Source organism: Alteriqipengyuania triglochinis (assembly GCF_054655655.1).
This window is the reverse complement of sequence record NZ_BAAHNC010000001.1, coordinates 744,509-761,635: the sequence shown is the minus strand read 5'-3', so window position 1 is coordinate 761,635 and position 17,127 is coordinate 744,509. Positions and strand designations below refer to the sequence as shown.

The 17,127-nt window shown below is 66.4% G+C and carries 16 protein-coding genes; all 16 read left to right on the top strand.

Annotation, left to right across the window (positions count from 1 at the left end):
• The first annotated feature begins 24 nt into the window (after positions 1-24).
• Positions 25-366 (top strand): hypothetical protein, encoded by a 342-nt coding sequence (locus tag ACYQ0L_RS03850; RefSeq protein WP_459787598.1) that lies wholly within the window; start codon positions 25-27, stop codon positions 364-366.
• The gene (locus ACYQ0L_RS03845; RefSeq protein ID WP_459787597.1) at positions 359-1,135 is read left to right on the top strand and encodes a motility-associated ABC transporter substrate-binding family protein; all 777 of its coding nucleotides are present in this window, start codon (positions 359-361) and stop codon (positions 1,133-1,135) included. Before ACYQ0L_RS03850 ends, ACYQ0L_RS03845 begins: the two co-directional genes overlap by 8 nt.
• A 310-nt stretch (positions 1,136-1,445) precedes the next feature.
• Positions 1,446-1,946 carry a division/cell wall cluster transcriptional repressor MraZ gene (locus tag ACYQ0L_RS03840; protein ID WP_459787596.1) on the top strand — a complete coding sequence of 167 codons (501 nt, stop codon included), beginning with the start codon at positions 1,446-1,448 and terminating at the stop codon, positions 1,944-1,946.
• Positions 1,943-2,902, top strand: a complete 960-nt coding sequence (rsmH, locus tag ACYQ0L_RS03835) for a 16S rRNA (cytosine(1402)-N(4))-methyltransferase RsmH (RefSeq protein ID WP_459787595.1) — start codon at positions 1,943-1,945, stop codon at positions 2,900-2,902. The genes ACYQ0L_RS03840 and rsmH overlap by 4 nt, the downstream gene beginning before the upstream one ends.
• Positions 2,895-3,371 carry a hypothetical protein gene (locus ACYQ0L_RS03830; protein WP_459787594.1) on the top strand — a complete coding sequence of 159 codons (477 nt, stop codon included), beginning with the start codon at positions 2,895-2,897 and terminating at the stop codon, positions 3,369-3,371. Before rsmH ends, ACYQ0L_RS03830 begins: the two co-directional genes overlap by 8 nt.
• A complete protein-coding gene (locus ACYQ0L_RS03825) occupies positions 3,371-5,125 on the top strand; it encodes a peptidoglycan D,D-transpeptidase FtsI family protein (protein WP_459787593.1) in 1,755 nt (584 codons plus the stop codon). Before ACYQ0L_RS03830 ends, ACYQ0L_RS03825 begins: the two co-directional genes overlap by 1 nt.
• Entirely contained in the window at positions 5,122-6,609 is a 1,488-nt protein-coding gene (locus ACYQ0L_RS03820; protein WP_459787592.1) for a UDP-N-acetylmuramoyl-L-alanyl-D-glutamate--2,6-diaminopimelate ligase, read from the top strand. Before ACYQ0L_RS03825 ends, ACYQ0L_RS03820 begins: the two co-directional genes overlap by 4 nt.
• A complete protein-coding gene (locus ACYQ0L_RS03815; protein WP_459787591.1) occupies positions 6,606-8,075 on the top strand; it encodes a UDP-N-acetylmuramoyl-tripeptide--D-alanyl-D-alanine ligase in 1,470 nt (489 codons plus the stop codon). Before ACYQ0L_RS03820 ends, ACYQ0L_RS03815 begins: the two co-directional genes overlap by 4 nt.
• Positions 8,076-8,098: 23 nt before the next feature.
• Positions 8,099-9,169 (top strand): phospho-N-acetylmuramoyl-pentapeptide-transferase, encoded by a 1,071-nt coding sequence (gene mraY, locus ACYQ0L_RS03810; protein ID WP_459787590.1) that lies wholly within the window; start codon positions 8,099-8,101, stop codon positions 9,167-9,169.
• A complete protein-coding gene (murD, locus tag ACYQ0L_RS03805) occupies positions 9,166-10,479 on the top strand; it encodes a UDP-N-acetylmuramoyl-L-alanine--D-glutamate ligase (RefSeq protein WP_459787589.1) in 1,314 nt (437 codons plus the stop codon). Before mraY ends, murD begins: the two co-directional genes overlap by 4 nt.
• Positions 10,476-11,696, top strand: coding sequence for an FtsW/RodA/SpoVE family cell cycle protein (locus ACYQ0L_RS03800; RefSeq protein ID WP_459787588.1), 1,221 nt, complete (start codon positions 10,476-10,478; stop codon positions 11,694-11,696). Before murD ends, ACYQ0L_RS03800 begins: the two co-directional genes overlap by 4 nt.
• Positions 11,693-12,901: an undecaprenyldiphospho-muramoylpentapeptide beta-N-acetylglucosaminyltransferase gene (murG, locus tag ACYQ0L_RS03795; protein WP_459787587.1), complete on the top strand. Its 1,209-nt coding sequence runs from the start codon at positions 11,693-11,695 to the stop codon at positions 12,899-12,901. The genes ACYQ0L_RS03800 and murG overlap by 4 nt, the downstream gene beginning before the upstream one ends.
• Positions 12,898-14,355 (top strand): UDP-N-acetylmuramate--L-alanine ligase, encoded by a 1,458-nt coding sequence (murC, locus tag ACYQ0L_RS03790; protein ID WP_459787586.1) that lies wholly within the window; start codon positions 12,898-12,900, stop codon positions 14,353-14,355. The genes murG and murC overlap by 4 nt, the downstream gene beginning before the upstream one ends.
• The gene (gene murB / locus ACYQ0L_RS03785; RefSeq protein WP_459787585.1) at positions 14,352-15,248 is read left to right on the top strand and encodes a UDP-N-acetylmuramate dehydrogenase; all 897 of its coding nucleotides are present in this window, start codon (positions 14,352-14,354) and stop codon (positions 15,246-15,248) included. The genes murC and murB overlap by 4 nt, the downstream gene beginning before the upstream one ends.
• Positions 15,245-16,237, top strand: coding sequence for a D-alanine--D-alanine ligase (locus ACYQ0L_RS03780; protein WP_459787584.1), 993 nt, complete (start codon positions 15,245-15,247; stop codon positions 16,235-16,237). The genes murB and ACYQ0L_RS03780 overlap by 4 nt, the downstream gene beginning before the upstream one ends.
• The gene (locus tag ACYQ0L_RS03775) at positions 16,215-17,126 is read left to right on the top strand and encodes a cell division protein FtsQ/DivIB (RefSeq protein ID WP_459787583.1); all 912 of its coding nucleotides are present in this window, start codon (positions 16,215-16,217) and stop codon (positions 17,124-17,126) included. The genes ACYQ0L_RS03780 and ACYQ0L_RS03775 overlap by 23 nt, the downstream gene beginning before the upstream one ends.
• Position 17,127: the final 1 nt, after the last annotated feature.

The following is a 17,127-nucleotide window of genomic DNA, read 5'->3' as shown; positions in this document are numbered from 1 at the left end:
CGACAGCGGCCTACTCTCTCCGACATGGCACTGATCCCCGACAGCCAGCGCAAGGACGCTCAGGACGCCAGAGGCGCGCAGCTCGATTCCGAGGTGATGCAGCGTCTGCGGGCCGGGCTCGGCGGGATTCTTGCGGTGATTGTCGCGGTCAGCATCGCGCATGTCATCATGACGCGCGCCTTGCAAAACGAGGAGACCGCAGTTCCGCAGGCCGCCCCCACGGTGGAGCCGAGCGCGACCCAGGCCGCCCGCGATCCGTTAAGCGATGCGGGCGTCGTCCCCGATCTTCCCGAAAAGGCGGAAGACGAGCCGGTGCCAGAAGGTCCGGTCCTGCCCGAAACGGGCGAGGGCGTGCCGGTTGAGTAGGCGTGGCTGGGGCCTGGGGCTGGGCGCTCTGCTGGCGATAGGCCTCTCGGGCGCGGGATGCGCGGGGACATCGCAGGCATCGCCCGACGTCGAGGGGAAGCGCTTCGGCCTGCTGACCTCGCTGCCCATCTATCGCGCGCCGCAGGCCAGCGTGGCCGACGCGCTCTCGAACGCAGGGCAGGATCAGCCGCACTGGCTGCGGACCGAACTGGAAGCACGCAATACGCTCCACCCCCTCGACACGATCGACGCGGCAGGTCTGGAGGGCACCGATATCCTGCTGCTGATCCAGCCGCGTGCGCTGACCCCGGCGGAGAATGTCGCGCTCGACACATGGGTGCGCGAGGGCGGGCAGGTGCTGCTGGTGGCGGACCCCATGCTGGTCAGCGAACCGCACTTCGCGCTGGGCGATCCGCGCAACCCTCAGGCGATCGCGGTGACCGGCCCGATCGAGGCCCGCTGGGGGCTTGAGCTTCAACCGGGAAAATCCGGGGATGAGGCGGAACGGCAGGTGCGGATCGGCGAGGGCACGCTCCCGGTGGCCTTGGGCGGCAGTTTCGTGAAGCGCGCGCCTGCAGGCGGGGATTCTGCGGATTGTGAGCTCCGGTACGAGGGGCTCGTGTCAGTGTGTGCCATCGGCGAGGGAAGCGCGGTGCTGATCGCCGATGCGACCTTGTTCGAGGGACACGGCGGGTCCGGGGATGCGGCGGGAAGCCTGTGGTCAATACTCGGGATGTTTGGGGACGCTCCCGCTCATTCTCAAAATTAGCACCTAAAATCAATAGTTTGAAAATACCCGGAGATTTTCCGGTATGGTTCCGCTCGCGCGTCTGGGGCGGGATTTTGTGGCTTGTGAGGCACGCTAAACTGCGGCAAATCGGCCACGAGGGTAATCTCTCCACAAAGATTCCCAACTTTCCCCTTTAATCCCCAACCATCCCGTTATATTACGAATGGCGTAATTGGACAGGAGTCGACCCGCGCGCGGACCCCGCGCGAGCCGGGATGCGCTTATGCGCGTCCCGGAACGGAGAAGCTCTGTCTGCGAGGTTTGAACGCTCACAGGGGAAGAGCGAAGCGTGTCGGAGGCGTTCCAGGGATATAGCGGTCAGGCCTTTTCGCTTCGCAGCGAAAAGGGCCGGTTCACGCTGCCTCCCGCATTCCGGAACGCGGTGAAGGCCTCCACCGAAAACCGCACCCTGTGCCTGACGGCGCACGAACGCTGGCCTTGCCTCGTCGGCTTCGGCACCGAGCGGGTGAAAGAGTTCGAAGCGATCCTCGACCGTGAGGAGGAGTCGGCGTTCAAGTTCAACCGCGACTTCGACCGCGACACGCGCGCGATCCAGCTCAACAGCTTTGCCACCATGCCGTTCGACGACAGCGGGCGCTTCATCATGCCCGAGCATATTCGCGGCCTCGGCAAGATCGACGACGAGCTGTTTTTCCAGGGTGGCGGCAAGTTCTTCACCGTGTGGAACCCCGTTCACCTGTACGAAATGGGCCCTGAGCTCGCGGTCGCGAAGGCGGCCTGCGAAGTTCTGGAGAAAGATGCGCGCGCCAAGGGGAAGAAGAAGGCATGACTGCTTCCTCGCCATCCCCGCACGTCCCCGTCCTGCTCGACGAGGTGGTCGCGGCGCTGAAACCCGCGCCCGGCGATCTGATTGTCGACGGCACCTTCGGTGCGGGCGGTTACACCCGCGCGCTGCTGGCCGCGGGCGCCACCGTGCATGCATTCGACCGGGATCCCTCGGCGCTGGCGATGGCGGAAGGTTGGTCCGAGCTCGGCGAGACGCCGCCGCGCCTCGTGCTCCATCGCCGGCCGTTTTCCGAAATGGCGGATGCGCTGGCGGAGCGTGGAATCTCGCAGGTGCAGGGCATCGTTCTCGACATCGGCGTATCCTCGATGCAGCTCGATCAGGCGGAGCGCGGCTTTTCCTTCGCTGCTGACGGCCCGCTCGACATGCGGATGGATCCGGACCTTCAGAGCGCTGCGGATTTCCTTAATACCGCCGCCGAAGGCGAGATCGCGGACGTCATCTATCAGTACGGCGAAGAACGTCAGTCGCGCAGGATCGCCCGCGCGATCGTTGCCGCGCGCCCGCTCGAGACGACGGGCGAACTCGCGCGCATCGTACGCAAGGCGACCGGGCACAAGCCGCACGACAAGAAAGACCCGGCGACGCGCACCTTCCAGGCCATCCGGATCCACGTGAATGGCGAACTGGATCAGCTGCGCGAGGCGCTTGGCGCGGGCGAACGCCTGCTCGCTCCCGACGGGCGGCTCGTGGTCGTGTCCTTCCATTCGCTCGAAGATCGGATCGTGAAGCGTTTCCTGCGAGACGCGTCCGGTCAGGTCGGCGGCGGCTCCCGCCATCTTCCCCTCACGGAGCAGCCGCCGTCCACGTTCAACCGGCCCGACAAGGCGGTGCGCGCAGGCGAAGCCGAACTGACGCGCAACCCCCGCGCACGTTCGGCCATTTTGCGCGCCGCCACCCGGACCGACGCCCCCGCCAGAAAGGAACTGACCTATGGCTAGAGGTAGCCGCCTGCGGCAGATTGGCTGGGCCATCTGCATCGGTATCGTCTTCGGCGGCTTCATGCTGCTGACCTTTCGCGTCAACGCGGTGAAGAGCGAGGTCGTCCGGGCCGAACGCACGATCGTCGTCCTCGAGCGTGAGAAGCTGGCGCTGGAAACCGAGTTCGAAACGCGCGCCAACCAGCAGCAACTGGCTGACTGGAACGCGATCGAGTTCGGCTATGCGCCGCCGCGGGCGGACCAGTTCCTCGGCGCCGAGCGCGAGCTTGCAAGTTTCAGCGCACCGCGCGCGCCCGGATCGCCCGAACCGATCCGCTTTGCGCGTGAAATGGAAGCGAGCGATTATCCCGCGCTCGTCTCTCCGTTGACGGGCTCGGAAAACGAAGGAGAGGAAGGCGAGGGTTCGACCGAAGCCGAACTCGCCAAGGCCGAGCGGGACGCGCATCTCGCGCTCGCGAGGCTCGACTAATGGCGAGCATTGCCATCGATTCCATGGTGGCAGCGGGCCCCATGCGGGTGGCCAACAAGCGGCTCGAGACGCTGCTGGTGGCGCGCATGCGCGCGCTTCTTCTCATGCCCGCTTTCGGGTTGGTCGCGGTCGTCGCGCTGCTGCGGATCGCGTCCTTCGGTCTGCTCGGTGCGCCCGACACGCCGATGTCGATGGAGCAGCGCCTGCTGCCGCCGCGCGGCGAGATCACCGATCGCAATGGCCTGCCGCTGGCGCGCAATTACGATGCCTTCGCGCTGTGGTTCAATCCCAAGGCGATGAAGGACGGCGGCAGCCCGCTGGTCCACACACCCGAAGAGGTGGCGGCCTCGCTGGCGCAGATCTTCCCCGAACTCGACCGGGCCGACGTCGCGCAGCGGCTGGCGAGTGGCAAGGCGCAGTACCTGCGCCGTCGCCTGCTGCCGGAAGAGGCCAACCGCGTGTTCGACATTGGCGAGCCCGCTCTCGAACTGCCGGCGGAGAAGGACCGCTTCTACCCGCAAGGCTCGATGGCGGCCCATGTGCTCGGCTACGTGCGCGACGGGAAGGGCAATCTCGGGATGGAATCCGTGCTCGACGCCGAACTGACCGACGCAGCCTCGCGCGCGCAGCCGCAAGCGATCGCGCTCGACCTCAGGGTCCAGGGCGCGCTGGAAGATGAGCTGCGCAAGGGCATGCTGGCGGTCAACGCGCGCGGCGCGGCGGGCGTGGTGCTGGATGTCGACACCGGCGAAGTCGTTGCGCTGGCATCGCTCCCCGCGTTCGATCCCAATGATATCAAGACGAGCGATCTCGTCATCAGTGAGGAGGCGGGCAAGCGCGGCGAGGTTGCCCGCGCGTTCAACAGCGTAACCAACCAAGTCTACGAACTCGGCTCCACCTTCAAGCCGCTCTCGGTTGCGGCCGCGATCGATGCGGGCATAGTGCGCGATCTCGGTGCGCGCTACGATGCAAAACCGGTGAAAGTTGCGGGGCGCACCCTTTCGGACAGTCACTCGCTCGGAGATACGCTGAATGTGCCCGAAGCGCTGATTCACTCCTCCAACACCGTGACGGCCCGCATTGCGGACAAGCTTGGCGGCGACCGGCTGCGCGATACCATGCGCGACCTCGGCCTCGCGGAGCGCCCCTATATCGAACTGCCCGCACGCGGTGCGCCGATCTGGCCGGGCGAGAAATGGTCGCGGATCACCACGATGACGGTCAGCTACGGCCACGGCATCGCGGTGACGCCGCTGCACCTGGCGAGCGCCTATGCCGCGATGGTCAACGGCGGCGTCTGGCGGCCTGCGACCCTGCGCAAGGTCGAGCCGGGCAAGGAAGTGGCGGGCCGCCGCGTCTTCAAGGAAGATACAAGCGCGCGGATGCGCCAGCTGCTGCGGATGGTCGCGATCTACGGCACCGGGCGCAGTGCCAACGCCCCCGGCTATCGCGTCGGCGGCAAGACCGGCTCCGCCGAGAAGCCGTCCCGTTCCGGCTATCGCGAGAAGCTGCTGGTTTCGACCTTCGCCGCGGCCTTCCCGATGGACGATCCGCGCTATGTCGTGGTTGCCATGCTCGACGAGCCCAAGGGGACCACTGCCAGTTCCTACCAGCGCACGGCTGCGTGGAACGCCGCCCCCATCGTCGGCAAGCTGATCCCACGGATCGGGCCGATGCTGGATGTGCGGCCCGACCTCAGCCGCGATATCGACATCTCGGACCTGCGCCCCCTTATCCGGAGCGAGATCAAGTGAAGCTCGACCTACTTCTCGACCAGGCAGGCCGTGCCGAGCGCTCAGGTGGCGATGCCATCGTCACCGGTTTCGCGATCGACCACCGCAAGGTCGCGCCGGGCACGATCTTCGGTGCCTTCCGGGGCGCACGCGTGAATGGCGAGGACTTCATCAATGCCGCCGTGGCCTCTGGCGCGGTTGCGATTGTCGCCCGGCCGGAAGCCCAAGTCGAAGGTGCGCTTCACATTGCCGACGATATGCCGCGGCGTGCTTTCGCACGGATCGCGGCGCGCTTCTTCACGCCCATTCCGCAAACCGTCGTTGCCGTGACCGGGACCAACGGAAAGACCTCCACCGTCGAGATGACGCGCCAGCTATGGCGCATGCTTGGCGAGCGGGCGGCGAGCATCGGCACGCTCGGCGTGACGACACCAGAAGAAAGCGTCTCCACCGGGCTCACCACGCCCGATATCGTTACCTTCCATTCGAACCTCGCCGGGCTTGCGCGCGAAGGTGTGAGCCATGTCGCGTTCGAGGCATCCAGCCACGGGCTCGACCAGTATCGCAACGAAGGCGCGCGCGTGATCGCGGGGGCCTTCACCAATTTCAGCCGCGATCACCTCGACTATCACGAGAGCCTGGACGCCTATTTCGAAGCCAAGATGCGGCTGTTCGACGAGGTTGTCGCGGATGATGGCACGGCGGTGATCTGGTCCGACGGCAGCGAATGGTCCGGCAGGGCAAAGGCGCACGCCGAAAAGCGCGGCCTTGCGGTGTTCACGGTCGGCCCCGAGGGGGACGACATCCGGCTGATCGCGCAGGAACCGACGCAGCTGGGCCAGGGGGTCGAGATCGCCCGCCAGGGCGATCGGCGCACGATCCGCCTGCCGCTGATCGGCGCGTATCAGGCGGCCAATGCGCTGACCGCTGCCGCGCTCGCGCTGGTGACCGGGGCCGACGAGGCGCGGCTGTGGGACGCGGTGGGCCGGCTGCAGCCGGTGCGCGGGCGGCTCGAGCGGGCGGTCATCACCCAGATCGGCGCGCCGGTCTATATCGACTACGCGCACACGCCCGACGCACTGGAAGCCGCGATCAAGGCGCTGCGCCCGCACGTCGCGGGGCGCCTGATCGTGGTTTTCGGCGCAGGCGGCGATCGCGATACCGGCAAGCGCGGGCCGATGGGCGAAGTCGTCTCGCGCCTGGCGGATATCGGCATCGTGACCGACGACAATCCGCGCGGGGAAGATGCTGCCGCCATTCGCGCAGCCGTCTTGCAGGGCGCCGGCGATAATGTGCACGAGGTTGCGGGACGTCGCGAAGCGATCGCGCAGGCCATCGGGTTGGTCGGGCGGGACGATATCGTCCTGATCGCGGGCAAGGGACACGAGGAAGACCAGATCATCGGGTCGGGAGAGAACATGCGGGTATTGCCGTTCAACGACGTCCAGGTTGCGCGTGAGGAAGCCGCGCGGATCGACAGCGAAACTCTGGAGCACAAGCAATGAGCGTCGTCGCCTTCGCCCATCCGAACCTGCGCGCATGGCCCGTCACCAGGCGCGATACCCTGCCGCTCGCGCTGTGGAGCTCTGCCGAAATCGCCGAAGCGACCGGCGGTGTCGCCTCCGGCGAGTTCCAGTGCGCCGGTGTGGAAATGGACAGCCGCGATGTGCGTCCGGGTGACCTGTTCGTCGCGCTGAAGGGAGAGGCGATGGATGGCCATCGCTTTATCGACAAGGCTTTCGCCGCCGGAGCCGCCGCCGCTATCGTCGATCGTCCGATCGACTGGCCGCACGTGCTGGTGGAGGATTCCACGGCCGCGCTCCGTGCGCTCGCCAAAGCCGCCTGTGTGCGCACCGATGCCAAGCGCATCGCGGTCACCGGATCGGTCGGCAAGACCGGCGTCAAGGAAGCCATTTTCACTGCGCTCGACCGATCGAGCCGGGGGCAGGCCCATCGTTCGGTACGCAGCTACAACAATCACGTCGGCGTACCGCTCAGCCTTGCGCGGATGGGTGCGCGGGCAAAATACGGCGTGTTCGAGATGGGCATGAACCACGCGGGCGAGATCGCTCCGCTGGTGGACCATGTCCGTCCCGATGTCGCGGTCATCACCACGATCGCGCCGGCGCATATCGAGAACCTCGGCAGTCTTGAGGCGATCGCGGATGAGAAGGCGCAGGTCTTCACCGGTCTCAAGTCCGGTGGCGCGGCGATCATCCCCGCCGACAGCGAGCATTACGAGCGTTTGCGGGCGCATGCCGAGGCCGCGGGGGCCGAAGTCTTCTCGTTCGGCCGTTCGGCCCATGCGCGGGTGCGGCTGCTCGACGCGATTCCGGCGGCCAATGGGGGAGCATCGCTCGTCACCGCGCAGATCGACGATACGCGCCTGTGCTACTCGGTGGCCGAACCGGGCGAACACTGGATCGACAATTCGCTGGCCGTGATGGCCGCCGTCTATGCGGTCGGCGGCGATCTGGGCGCTGCGGGGATTGCGCTCGGCGAGATGGGCGGCCTGAAGGGGCGCGGCGCGCGTCACACGATTTCCGCTGCTGGTGGCCGCGCGCTGCTGATCGACGAGAGCTACAACGCCAATCCCGCATCGATGCGCGCGACGCTGGCCCAGCTGGCGCAGACCCCGGCGCACCGCCGTGTGGCCGTTCTGGGTGCGATGAAGGAACTTGGTGAGTTCGGCCCGGCGTTCCACGAGCAGCTGGCCGAGCCCCTGGCCGACGCGCGGGTCGATTTCGTGGTCCTGGTGGGCGAGGAAATGGCGCCGCTGGCGACCCGGCTGGGGACGGGCGGGGCCAATGCGCTTGGCAATGGCATCGCCTTCGCCCATTGCGCAGGGCCTGCCGAAGCGATTGCCGCCCTCGAAGAATTCGGCCTCGTCGCCAGCGATGCGATCCTCGTCAAAGGATCCAACTCTGTCGGACTTGGCCGCCTTGTCGATCACTTCGTCAGCCGAGGCTAGCAAGGGACCGGGACCGGCGGACAATGTTTTACTTAATCGCGGAAATGCTTGAATTCGAAGGGATTTTCAATCTCTTCCGCTACCAGACCTTCCGCGCGGGTGCCGCGATCCTGACGGCACTGTTCGTCGGCCTGCTGATCGGCCCGAAGCTGATTGCCGTGCTGCGCGTGCGGCAGGGCAAGGGCCAGCCGATCCGCGAAGACGGCCCGCAGAGCCACCTTGCCAAGCGCGGCACGCCGACGATGGGCGGGCTGATGATCCTGATCGCGCTCCTCATCAGCCTGCTTCTGTGGATGGACCTGACCAGTCCGTTCGTGTGGGCCTGCCTTGCCGTGACCATCGGGTTCGGCGCGATCGGCTTCATGGATGATTACGACAAGGTCACCAAGAACAGCCACAAGGGCGTATCGGGCAAGGTCCGCCTGGCGATGGAATTCATCGTCGCAGGTATCGCTGCTTACATCATCGTCAGCCAGATCAACACGTGGCTTTACGTGCCCTTCGTATCCGACCGGGCCATTCCGCTCGGCCCGTTCTACTACGTGTTCGCCGCGATCGTGATCGTGGGCGCGGGCAATGCGGTGAACCTGACCGACGGGCTGGACGGGCTTGCGATCATGCCGGTCATCATTGCGGCAGGCACTTTCGCGATTATCGCCTACCTTGCAGGCCGCGCTGACTTTTCGAGCTATCTCGGCATTCCCTATGTCGAGGGTGCGGGCGAGCTGGCGATCTTCTGCGCGTGCATCATGGGGGCGGGCCTCGCCTTCCTGTGGTTCAACGCGCCGCCCGCTGCCGTCTTCATGGGTGATACCGGGTCGCTTGCTCTCGGCGGCGCGCTGGGCGCGATCGCCGTCGCCAGCCACCACGAAATCGTCCTCGCCATCGTTGGCGGGCTGTTCGTTTTCGAAGCGCTCAGCGTGATGATCCAGGTCTTCTGGTTCAAGCGCACGGGCAAGCGCGTCTTCCGTATGGCGCCCGTCCACCACCATTTCGAACAGCTCGGCTGGAGCGAGACGAAGGTCGTCATGCGCTTCTGGATTATCGCCATCGTGCTCGCGCTGATCGGGCTCAGCACCCTGAAGCTGCGGTGATCACGAACCCCGCCTGGACGGGCCGCAAATATGCGGTCCTCGGCCTGGCGAGGTCGGGACGGGCGACCGTCGAGGCGCTGCTCGCCGCTGGCGCGCAGGTGACTGCGTGGGACGAGCGCGAGGATGCGCGGGAGGCGTTCGCGAACCGGGTGACGCTGGCCGATCCGGTCGATGCCGATCTGACCGGCTTCGATGGCGTCGCGGTGTCGCCGGGCGTTCCGCTCAACACGCATCCGATCAAGCCACATGCGGACACCTACGGTGTGCCGGTGATCGGCGATATCGAGCTGTTCGCGCAGGCCCGCACGCACCTGCCGCCGCACCGGGTCGTCGGCATCACCGGGACCAACGGCAAGAGCACGACCACCGCGCTGGTCCATCATATCCTGCGGGAAGCGGGCGTGCCGACCACGATGGGCGGCAATATAGGCCTCCCGATTCTGGAGCAGGAGCCGCTGCCCAATGGTGGTGTCTACGTTCTTGAGTTGTCGAGCTACCAGATCGACCTGACCTTCAGCCTCGATTGCGATGTGGCGGTGCTGCTCAATATCACGCCCGACCACCTCGATCGCTACGATGGCGATTTCGGAGCCTACGCCGCGAGCAAGTCGCGTCTGTTCGCGATGCAGAAGCGCGGGCAGAACTCGATCGCGCGGTTCACCGATGCGCGCTCGCTGGGGAAGTTCGCTGAAGGATCGGTCGCGAGTATTCTCGAGGACGTGCTGGCAAACCGCGGCATCGACCCGTCCGAACAGGCGCGGTGGCCCTCGCTGCAAGGCCCGCACAATCTCCAGAATGCAGCGGCGGCGATCGAGGCGTGCGATATTCTGGGGCTCTCGATCGAACAAATACGTGCCGGCCTGCGGTCTTTCCCCGGCCTTCCCCACCGGATGGAGCGGGTCGGCGAGCGTTCGGGCGTGCTCTACGTCAACGACAGCAAGGCGACAAACACCGCCGCCGCCGCGCCCGCGCTGGCCGCGTTCGACAAGATCCACTGGATCGTTGGCGGCCTCGCCAAGGAGCCGGGGCTGGGAGAATGCGAACAGCATCTCGGCCATGTCGCCGCCGCCTATACCATCGGCGAAGCGGGCGATGCCTTTGCCGATGCGTTGATCCCGCATTGCCCGGTGAGCCGCTGCGAGACCCTCGCCAAGGCTGTGCAGATCGCCTCCGATGCCGCGCGTGCGGGCGAGACCGTGCTGCTGAGCCCGGCCTGCGCCAGCTTCGACCAGTTTCGCGATTTCGAAGATCGCGGCGATGCCTTCCGCGCGCTGGTCCATGGTCTGGACACTACGGGACACACACTATGAACATCGCTCCGGCCACTGCGATCGCGAACGATCTGCCCGGTCGCGGCACCCAGAAGCCGACCATGCGCGCGCGGGCCAAAATCTGGTGGCGCGAGCTGGATCATGTGCTGCTGGGCCTCGTCATCCTGCTGATCGCGGTCGGTTGTGCGGCAATTTCGGCCGCGTCGCCCGCTGCGGCAGACCGCCTTTCCAGCGATACCGTCACGCTCGACCCGCTGCACTTCCTGTGGCTGCACCTGCGCTGGCTCGCGGTCGGCCTCACGGCGATGCTGGGCCTTTCGATGCTGAGCCGGGACACCGCCCGCCGCTTCGCCATCCTGCTATCCCTCGCGATGGTCGGCGCGCTGCTGCTGGTGCCGTTCATCGGTACCGAGGTGAACGGCGCACGCCGCTGGCTGAACCTGGGCTTCTCCTTCCAGCCGTCGGAATTCCTCAAGCCAGTGTTCGCGATCACACTCGCATGGATCATGAGCTGGCGCCTGAAAGACCCCAACATGCCGGTCTTCGGGCTTGTCACTGCGGCGCTCGGGCTGGTGGTGGTGCTGCTGATGGCGCAGCCGAACCTGGGGGACGCAATCCTGTTCGCGGGCGTGTGGTTCGTCCTCGTCCTGCTCGGCGGCGTCTCCTTCCGCCATATTGCCGCGCTGATCGCGGCCGGGCTGGTCGGGTTGAGCCTCGCCTATGCCTTCTATGACAATGCCCGCCACCGGATCGATTCCTGGCTGTTCGGCGGGACCGACTTCGACCAGGTCGATCTTGCCCAGCGCACGCTGCTGGCAGGTGGCTGGGACGGGGTCGGCTTCTGGGTCGGCACGCAGAAGATGCGCCTGCCCGAAGCGCAGACCGACTACATCTTCTCGGTCGTGGGCGAGGAATTCGGGCTGCTTGCCTGTGGTGGCATCGTCCTGCTGTTTCTCGCCATCGTCCTGCGCGTGCTGATCCGCGTCGCGAACGAGGAAAACTTCTTTGCGCTGCTCGCCGCCGTCGGCCTCACCGCGCAGCTCGGCGGGCAGGCATTCATCAACATGCTCGTCAATCTCTCGCTTTTCCCCTCCAAGGGGATGACGTTGCCGCTCGTCAGCTATGGCGGCTCGTCGACGATCGCGGTATGCATGAGCTTCGGCCTGCTGCTCGCGCTTACGCGCCGCAACCCGTTCCTCACCCGGGATCCGGCAGGTCTTCGCACCATGTTCTTCGACAAGGAAAGGGACAGATGAGCGGCGCCAATCGACATTACGTGCTCGCCGCAGGCGGCACCGGCGGCCACATGCTGCCCGCATTCGCACTCGCGCAAGAGCTGCACCGGCGCGGCCACCATGTCGCGCTGATTACGGACGAGCGGGGCGCGAACATCCCGGGCAAGCCCGATTTCATGTCTGCGCACATCATCCCGGTGGGCCGCTTCGGCAAGAACCCGGTCCGCTGGATCAAGGGCGCCGCCAAGGTGATGGAAGGCCGGCGGATGGCGAAGCAGCTGTTCGAGAGCTTCGAGCCGAGCGCGGTCGTCGGCTTCGGCGGCTATCCCACGCTGCCCGCGCTGCTCGCGGCGCGCAGTTCCAAGATCCCGAGCCTGATCCACGAACAGAACGCGGTGCTGGGGCGGGTCAACCGCCTGCTCGCGCCGGGCGTGGATGCGATCGCGACCGCCTACCCCAAGGTTGCGCGGATGAAGGCGAACTGGGCGCGCAAGGCCCACCTGGTCGGCAATCCGGTGCGGGCGGAGGTGCTTGCGCTACGCGATGAGCCGTTTCCAACCTTCACCGAAGACAGCCTGCTGAAAGTGCTGGTGACCGGCGGCAGTCAGGGCGCGAGCATTCTCGCGCAGGTCGTGCCCGACGGGCTCGCCATGCTGCCGCCCGCCCTGCGCCAGCGGCTGCAGGTGACGCAGCAGTGTCGCCCAGAGGATGTCGGCGCGGTGCGCGAGCGGTATCGCAACCACGACATTCCCGCCGAACTGGCGACCTATTTCGAAAACATGGCCGAACGGCTGGCCGATGCGCACCTGTTCATCGGGCGCGCAGGGGCTTCGACCATTGCCGAACTCACCGCGGTGGGTCGCCCCGCGATCCTCGTCCCGCTGCCGATCGCGACCGACGACCACCAGGCGGCCAACACGCGCGAGATCGTGGAAGCGGGCGGTGCGCGGATGATCCGGCAAAGCTCGTTCACCCCGAAGGAGCTTGCTCGCCAGATCCAGGTGCTCAGCCAGCGGGCCGGCACGCTCGGCACCGCGGCCCACAAGGCGTGGAACTGCGGACGACCCGATGCGGTGAAGGATCTGGCCGACCTGGTCGAAAGTTTCGGCGGGGCCGAGCTGATGGACGTGATCCGCGTGGGCAAGAACAATGCGCGCGGTGCCTCGCAGGGCGTGCCCGTGGGCCAGGGTGCGGCGCGCGAAGCCGCAGAGGAGCCTGCTTCGTGAAGGGTGTCGCAACCGATATCGGTATGATCCACTTCGTCGGCATCGGCGGGATCGGCATGTCCGGCATCGCCGAGGTGATGAAGAACCTGGGCTACAGCGTGCAGGGCTCCGACATTGCCGAAAGCCCGACGGTGGAGCGGCTTCGGGCACGCGGCATCGAGATCGCCATCGGCCACGCGTACGAGAATGTGGAAGGTGCCGCGGTCGTGGTGACCTCCAGCGCGGTCAAGCGGACCAATCCGGAAGTGGAAGCCGCGCTCGAAAACCGCATCCCGGTGGTCCGCCGCGCGGAAATGCTGGCCGAGCTAATGCGCCTGAAATCGACGATCGCCATCGCGGGCACGCACGGCAAGACCACCACCACCAGCATGATCGCCGGGCTGCTCGATTGCGGCGAGATCGATCCCACGGTCATCAATGGCGGGATCATCGAACAGTTCGGGTCGAATGCGCGGCTGGGCGATTCGGACTGGATGGTGGTCGAAGCGGACGAGAGCGACGGCAGCTTCCTGCGGCTCGACGGTACCATCGCGGTGGTCACCAATATCGACCCCGAACATCTCGAACATTACGGCGATTTCGACGGGGTGAAGCGCGCCTTCGTGGAGTTCATCCACAATGTGCCGTTCTACGGCGCGGCCATCCTGTGCGTCGACCATCCCGAAGTGCAGGCGGTGATCGCCAAGGTCCGTGACCGGCGGGTCATCACCTACGGATTCTCGCTTCAGGCCGACATCTGCGCGGTCAATGTAACGCCCGAGACCGGCGGCAACCGCTTCGATGTCATCGTCCGCCAGCGCGGCCCGCGCGATCAGGCGGCGGACCGCCGGATCGAGAATGTGTTCCTGCCCATGCCGGGCAAGCACAACGTACAGAATGCGCTCGCAGCGATCGCCGTCAGTCTCGAGATGGGCTGCTCCGACGAGGTGATCCGCGAAGGTTTCGCCCGCTTCGGCGGTGTGCGCCGCCGGTTCACCAAGGTCGGCACGGTCGAGGTGGAGAACGGCAAGGCCACGGTGATCGACGATTATGCCCATCACCCGGTCGAGATCCGTGCGGTCCTGGCGGCCGCGCGCGAAAGCGCCGACGCCGCCGAGATGGGCGGGCGGGTGATCGCAGTGATGCAGCCGCACCGTTTCTCCCGTCTCGGAGAGCTGATGAGCGACTTCCAGAGCTGCTTCGATGCTGCCGACCAGGTCTATGTCACGCCCGTCTACGCTGCGGGTGAGGACCCGGTCGAAGGGGTGGATGCGGCCTCGCTGGTCGCCGGGATCAAGTCGCTCGGCCACCGGCACGCGCAGACGATTGCGGACCGGGAGAGTCTGGTGCGCGCGCTCGCGCCGGAGCTTCAGCCGGGCGATCTCGTCCTGTGCCTCGGCGCGGGCGACATCACCAAGTGGGCGGCGAAACTTCCCGACGAACTGCAATCCGCAAGGGAGACGGTGTCGGCATGAGCGAAGCGCGGACCCTTCCCGAAACGCGCGGCACGCTGTCGCAGCATGCGCCGCTCGCCAAGCTGGTCTGGTTCAAGTCCGGCGGGGCGGCGGACTGGCTGTTCGAGCCCGCCGATATCGACGATCTGCGCGCTTTTCTGGCCGCGCTGGCCCCTGACGTACCGGTCGTGCCACTGGGGCTGGGCTCCAACTTGATCGTACGCGACGGCGGCGTTCCGGGCGTGACCATTCGCCTGGGCAAGCCATTCGCCAAGATTTCCGCGGAGAGCGACCACACGCTGTACTGCGGGGCGGGCGCGCATGGTGTCCTGATCGCTTCGACCGCGCGCGACAATGGCATTGCCGGGCTCGAATTCCTGCGCGGCATTCCCGGTACGCTGGGCGGCTTCGTCCGCATGAACGGCGGAGCCTACGGGCGTGAGACGGCGAATGTGCTGGTCGAGTGCGATGTCGTGCTGCGCGACGGATCGCTCAAGACGCTGGCCGTCGGCGATCTGAACTACACCTATCGCCACTCCGAACTGCCCGAAGGCGCGGTCGTGGTCGGCGCGCGGTTGAAGGGCGAGGCGGGCGATCCCGAGGTCATCGGCGCGGAGATGGACCGGATCGCGCAGGCGCGCGAAGACAGTCAGCCGGTGCGCACCAAGACCGGCGGATCGACCTTCAAGAATCCCCCGGGCGAGAAGGCGTGGGAGCTGGTCGATGCGGCGGGCTGTCGCGGGATGAGGCGCGGCGGCGCGCAGGTGAGCGAGAAGCACACCAACTTCCTCATCAATACCGGCGATGCGACGAGCGAGGATATCGAGCAGTTGGGCGAGGATGTGCGCGCGAAGGTAAAAGCGAATTCAGGGATTGAGCTCGAATGGGAAATCCAGCGGGTGGGGCGGAAATGAGTGCTGGTGCCATCCTCCCGAAGAAGCTCCGCGTCGCCGTGCTGATGGGCGGCTGGGCGAACGAGCGGCCTGTCTCGCTGATGAGCGGGGAGGGCGTCGCCAAGGCGCTGGAAGCGCGCGGGCACACAGTCACCCGGATCGACATGAACCGGCAGGTCGCCGCAAGGATTGCCGAGGCGAAGCCCGATATCGTCTTCAACGCGCTCCATGGCGTGCCCGGCGAAGACGGCACGGTGCAGGGCATGCTCGACCTGATGGGCATGCCCTATACGCATAGCGGCCTCGCCACTTCGGTGATCGCGATCGACAAGGAACTGACCAAGCAGGCGCTGGTACCGCGCGGTATCCCGATGCCGGGCGGCCGGATCGTGAAGTCCGAAGATCTTTACGACGGCGATCCGCTGCCGCGCCCCTACGTGCTCAAGCCGGTCAACGAAGGCTCCTCGGTCGGCGTCGCGATGGTCACCGACGAGAGCAACTACGGCAATCCGATCTCCCGCGATGCGAAAGGCCCGTGGCAGGAGTTCGCCGAACTGCTGGCCGAACCCTATATTCGTGGGCGCGAGCTGACGACGGCGGTGGTCGGAACAAGGGCGCTGGGCGTTACCGAACTGATCGTCGAGAGCGGCTTCTACGATTTCGAGAACAAGTATACCGATGGGCGCACGCGCCATGTCTGCCCCGCCGAAATCCCCGAGGACATTGCGGAGGCCTGCTTGCACTACGCGCTGGAAGCGCACCGCATTCTCGGCTGCAAGGGCACCAGCCGGACCGATTTCCGCTGGGATGACGAGCAGGGGTTCGATGGGCTGTTCGTGCTCGAAACCAACACCCAGCCGGGAATGACCCCGCTCAGCCTGGTGCCCGAACAGGCGCGGCACATCGGCATGAGCTACGAGGATTTGGTCGAAACGATCATCGCAGACGCCTTGGGTACGAAGGCTTCCGATAGCACTGGAGGAGACGATGGCGCGCACGGTCAAGCGTAAGGCGCAGGGCGTTCGCCGCGCTGCCAATTCCCGCTCGCGCGCGTCCAAGGCGCGGGCCGCTTCCCGGCAGGGCAAGGGCGCGGTGAACACCGCGCTCTCCGCCTTGCCGATCAGCCAGCGCCAGTTGCAGGGCGGTTTCCTCGCGCTGATCCTCGCGGTTGCGGCGGCGCTTGCCTGGTGGGTCGCGAGCGCGGCGGGCGTGCCCGCGCTGCTTCATCAGCAGATGGCGGTCAGTGCCGGTTCGGCGGGCTTCCAGATGCGCAATATCGACCTGACCGGGGTCGAGCGGATGAACCGCCTCAAGATCTACGAAGAGGTGATGGAGCATCGCGGTACGCCGATGCCGCTGCTCGATCTCCAGGCCATTCGCAACGACCTGAAGCAGATGCCGTGGGTCGCCGAAGCGCGGGTTTCGCGCCAGTTGCCCGACAAGCTGGTGATCGACATCGACGAGCGCACGCCGCACGCCGTGCTGGTCAGGCCCGACCGGCTGGTGCTGGTCGATCGCCACGGGATCGAGCTGGATCCGATCGGCGAGAATGACGCACAGGGCATGCTGCGCATTTCCGGCGCCGGGGCGAAGGATCAGATCGACTCGCTCGACCGCGTGCTGGCCGCCGCGCCCGCACTGCAGCCACAGATCGCCAGCGCGCACCGGATCGGAGAACGGCGCTGGAACATCGTGTTCAAGACGGGCCAGATCCTGGCGCTGCCGCAGGGCGAGGACGAGGCGGCCGAAGCCTTCATCGACTTCGCACGGATGGACGGCCTCTATCGCCTGCTGGGCGGCAAGGCGACGGTGATCGATCTGCGCGTGCCCGACCGCTACGTCCTGCGCGAGCCGGGCCGGGCAGACCGGTTCGCGGAAAACAATGGGAGTTCGCAGTAAG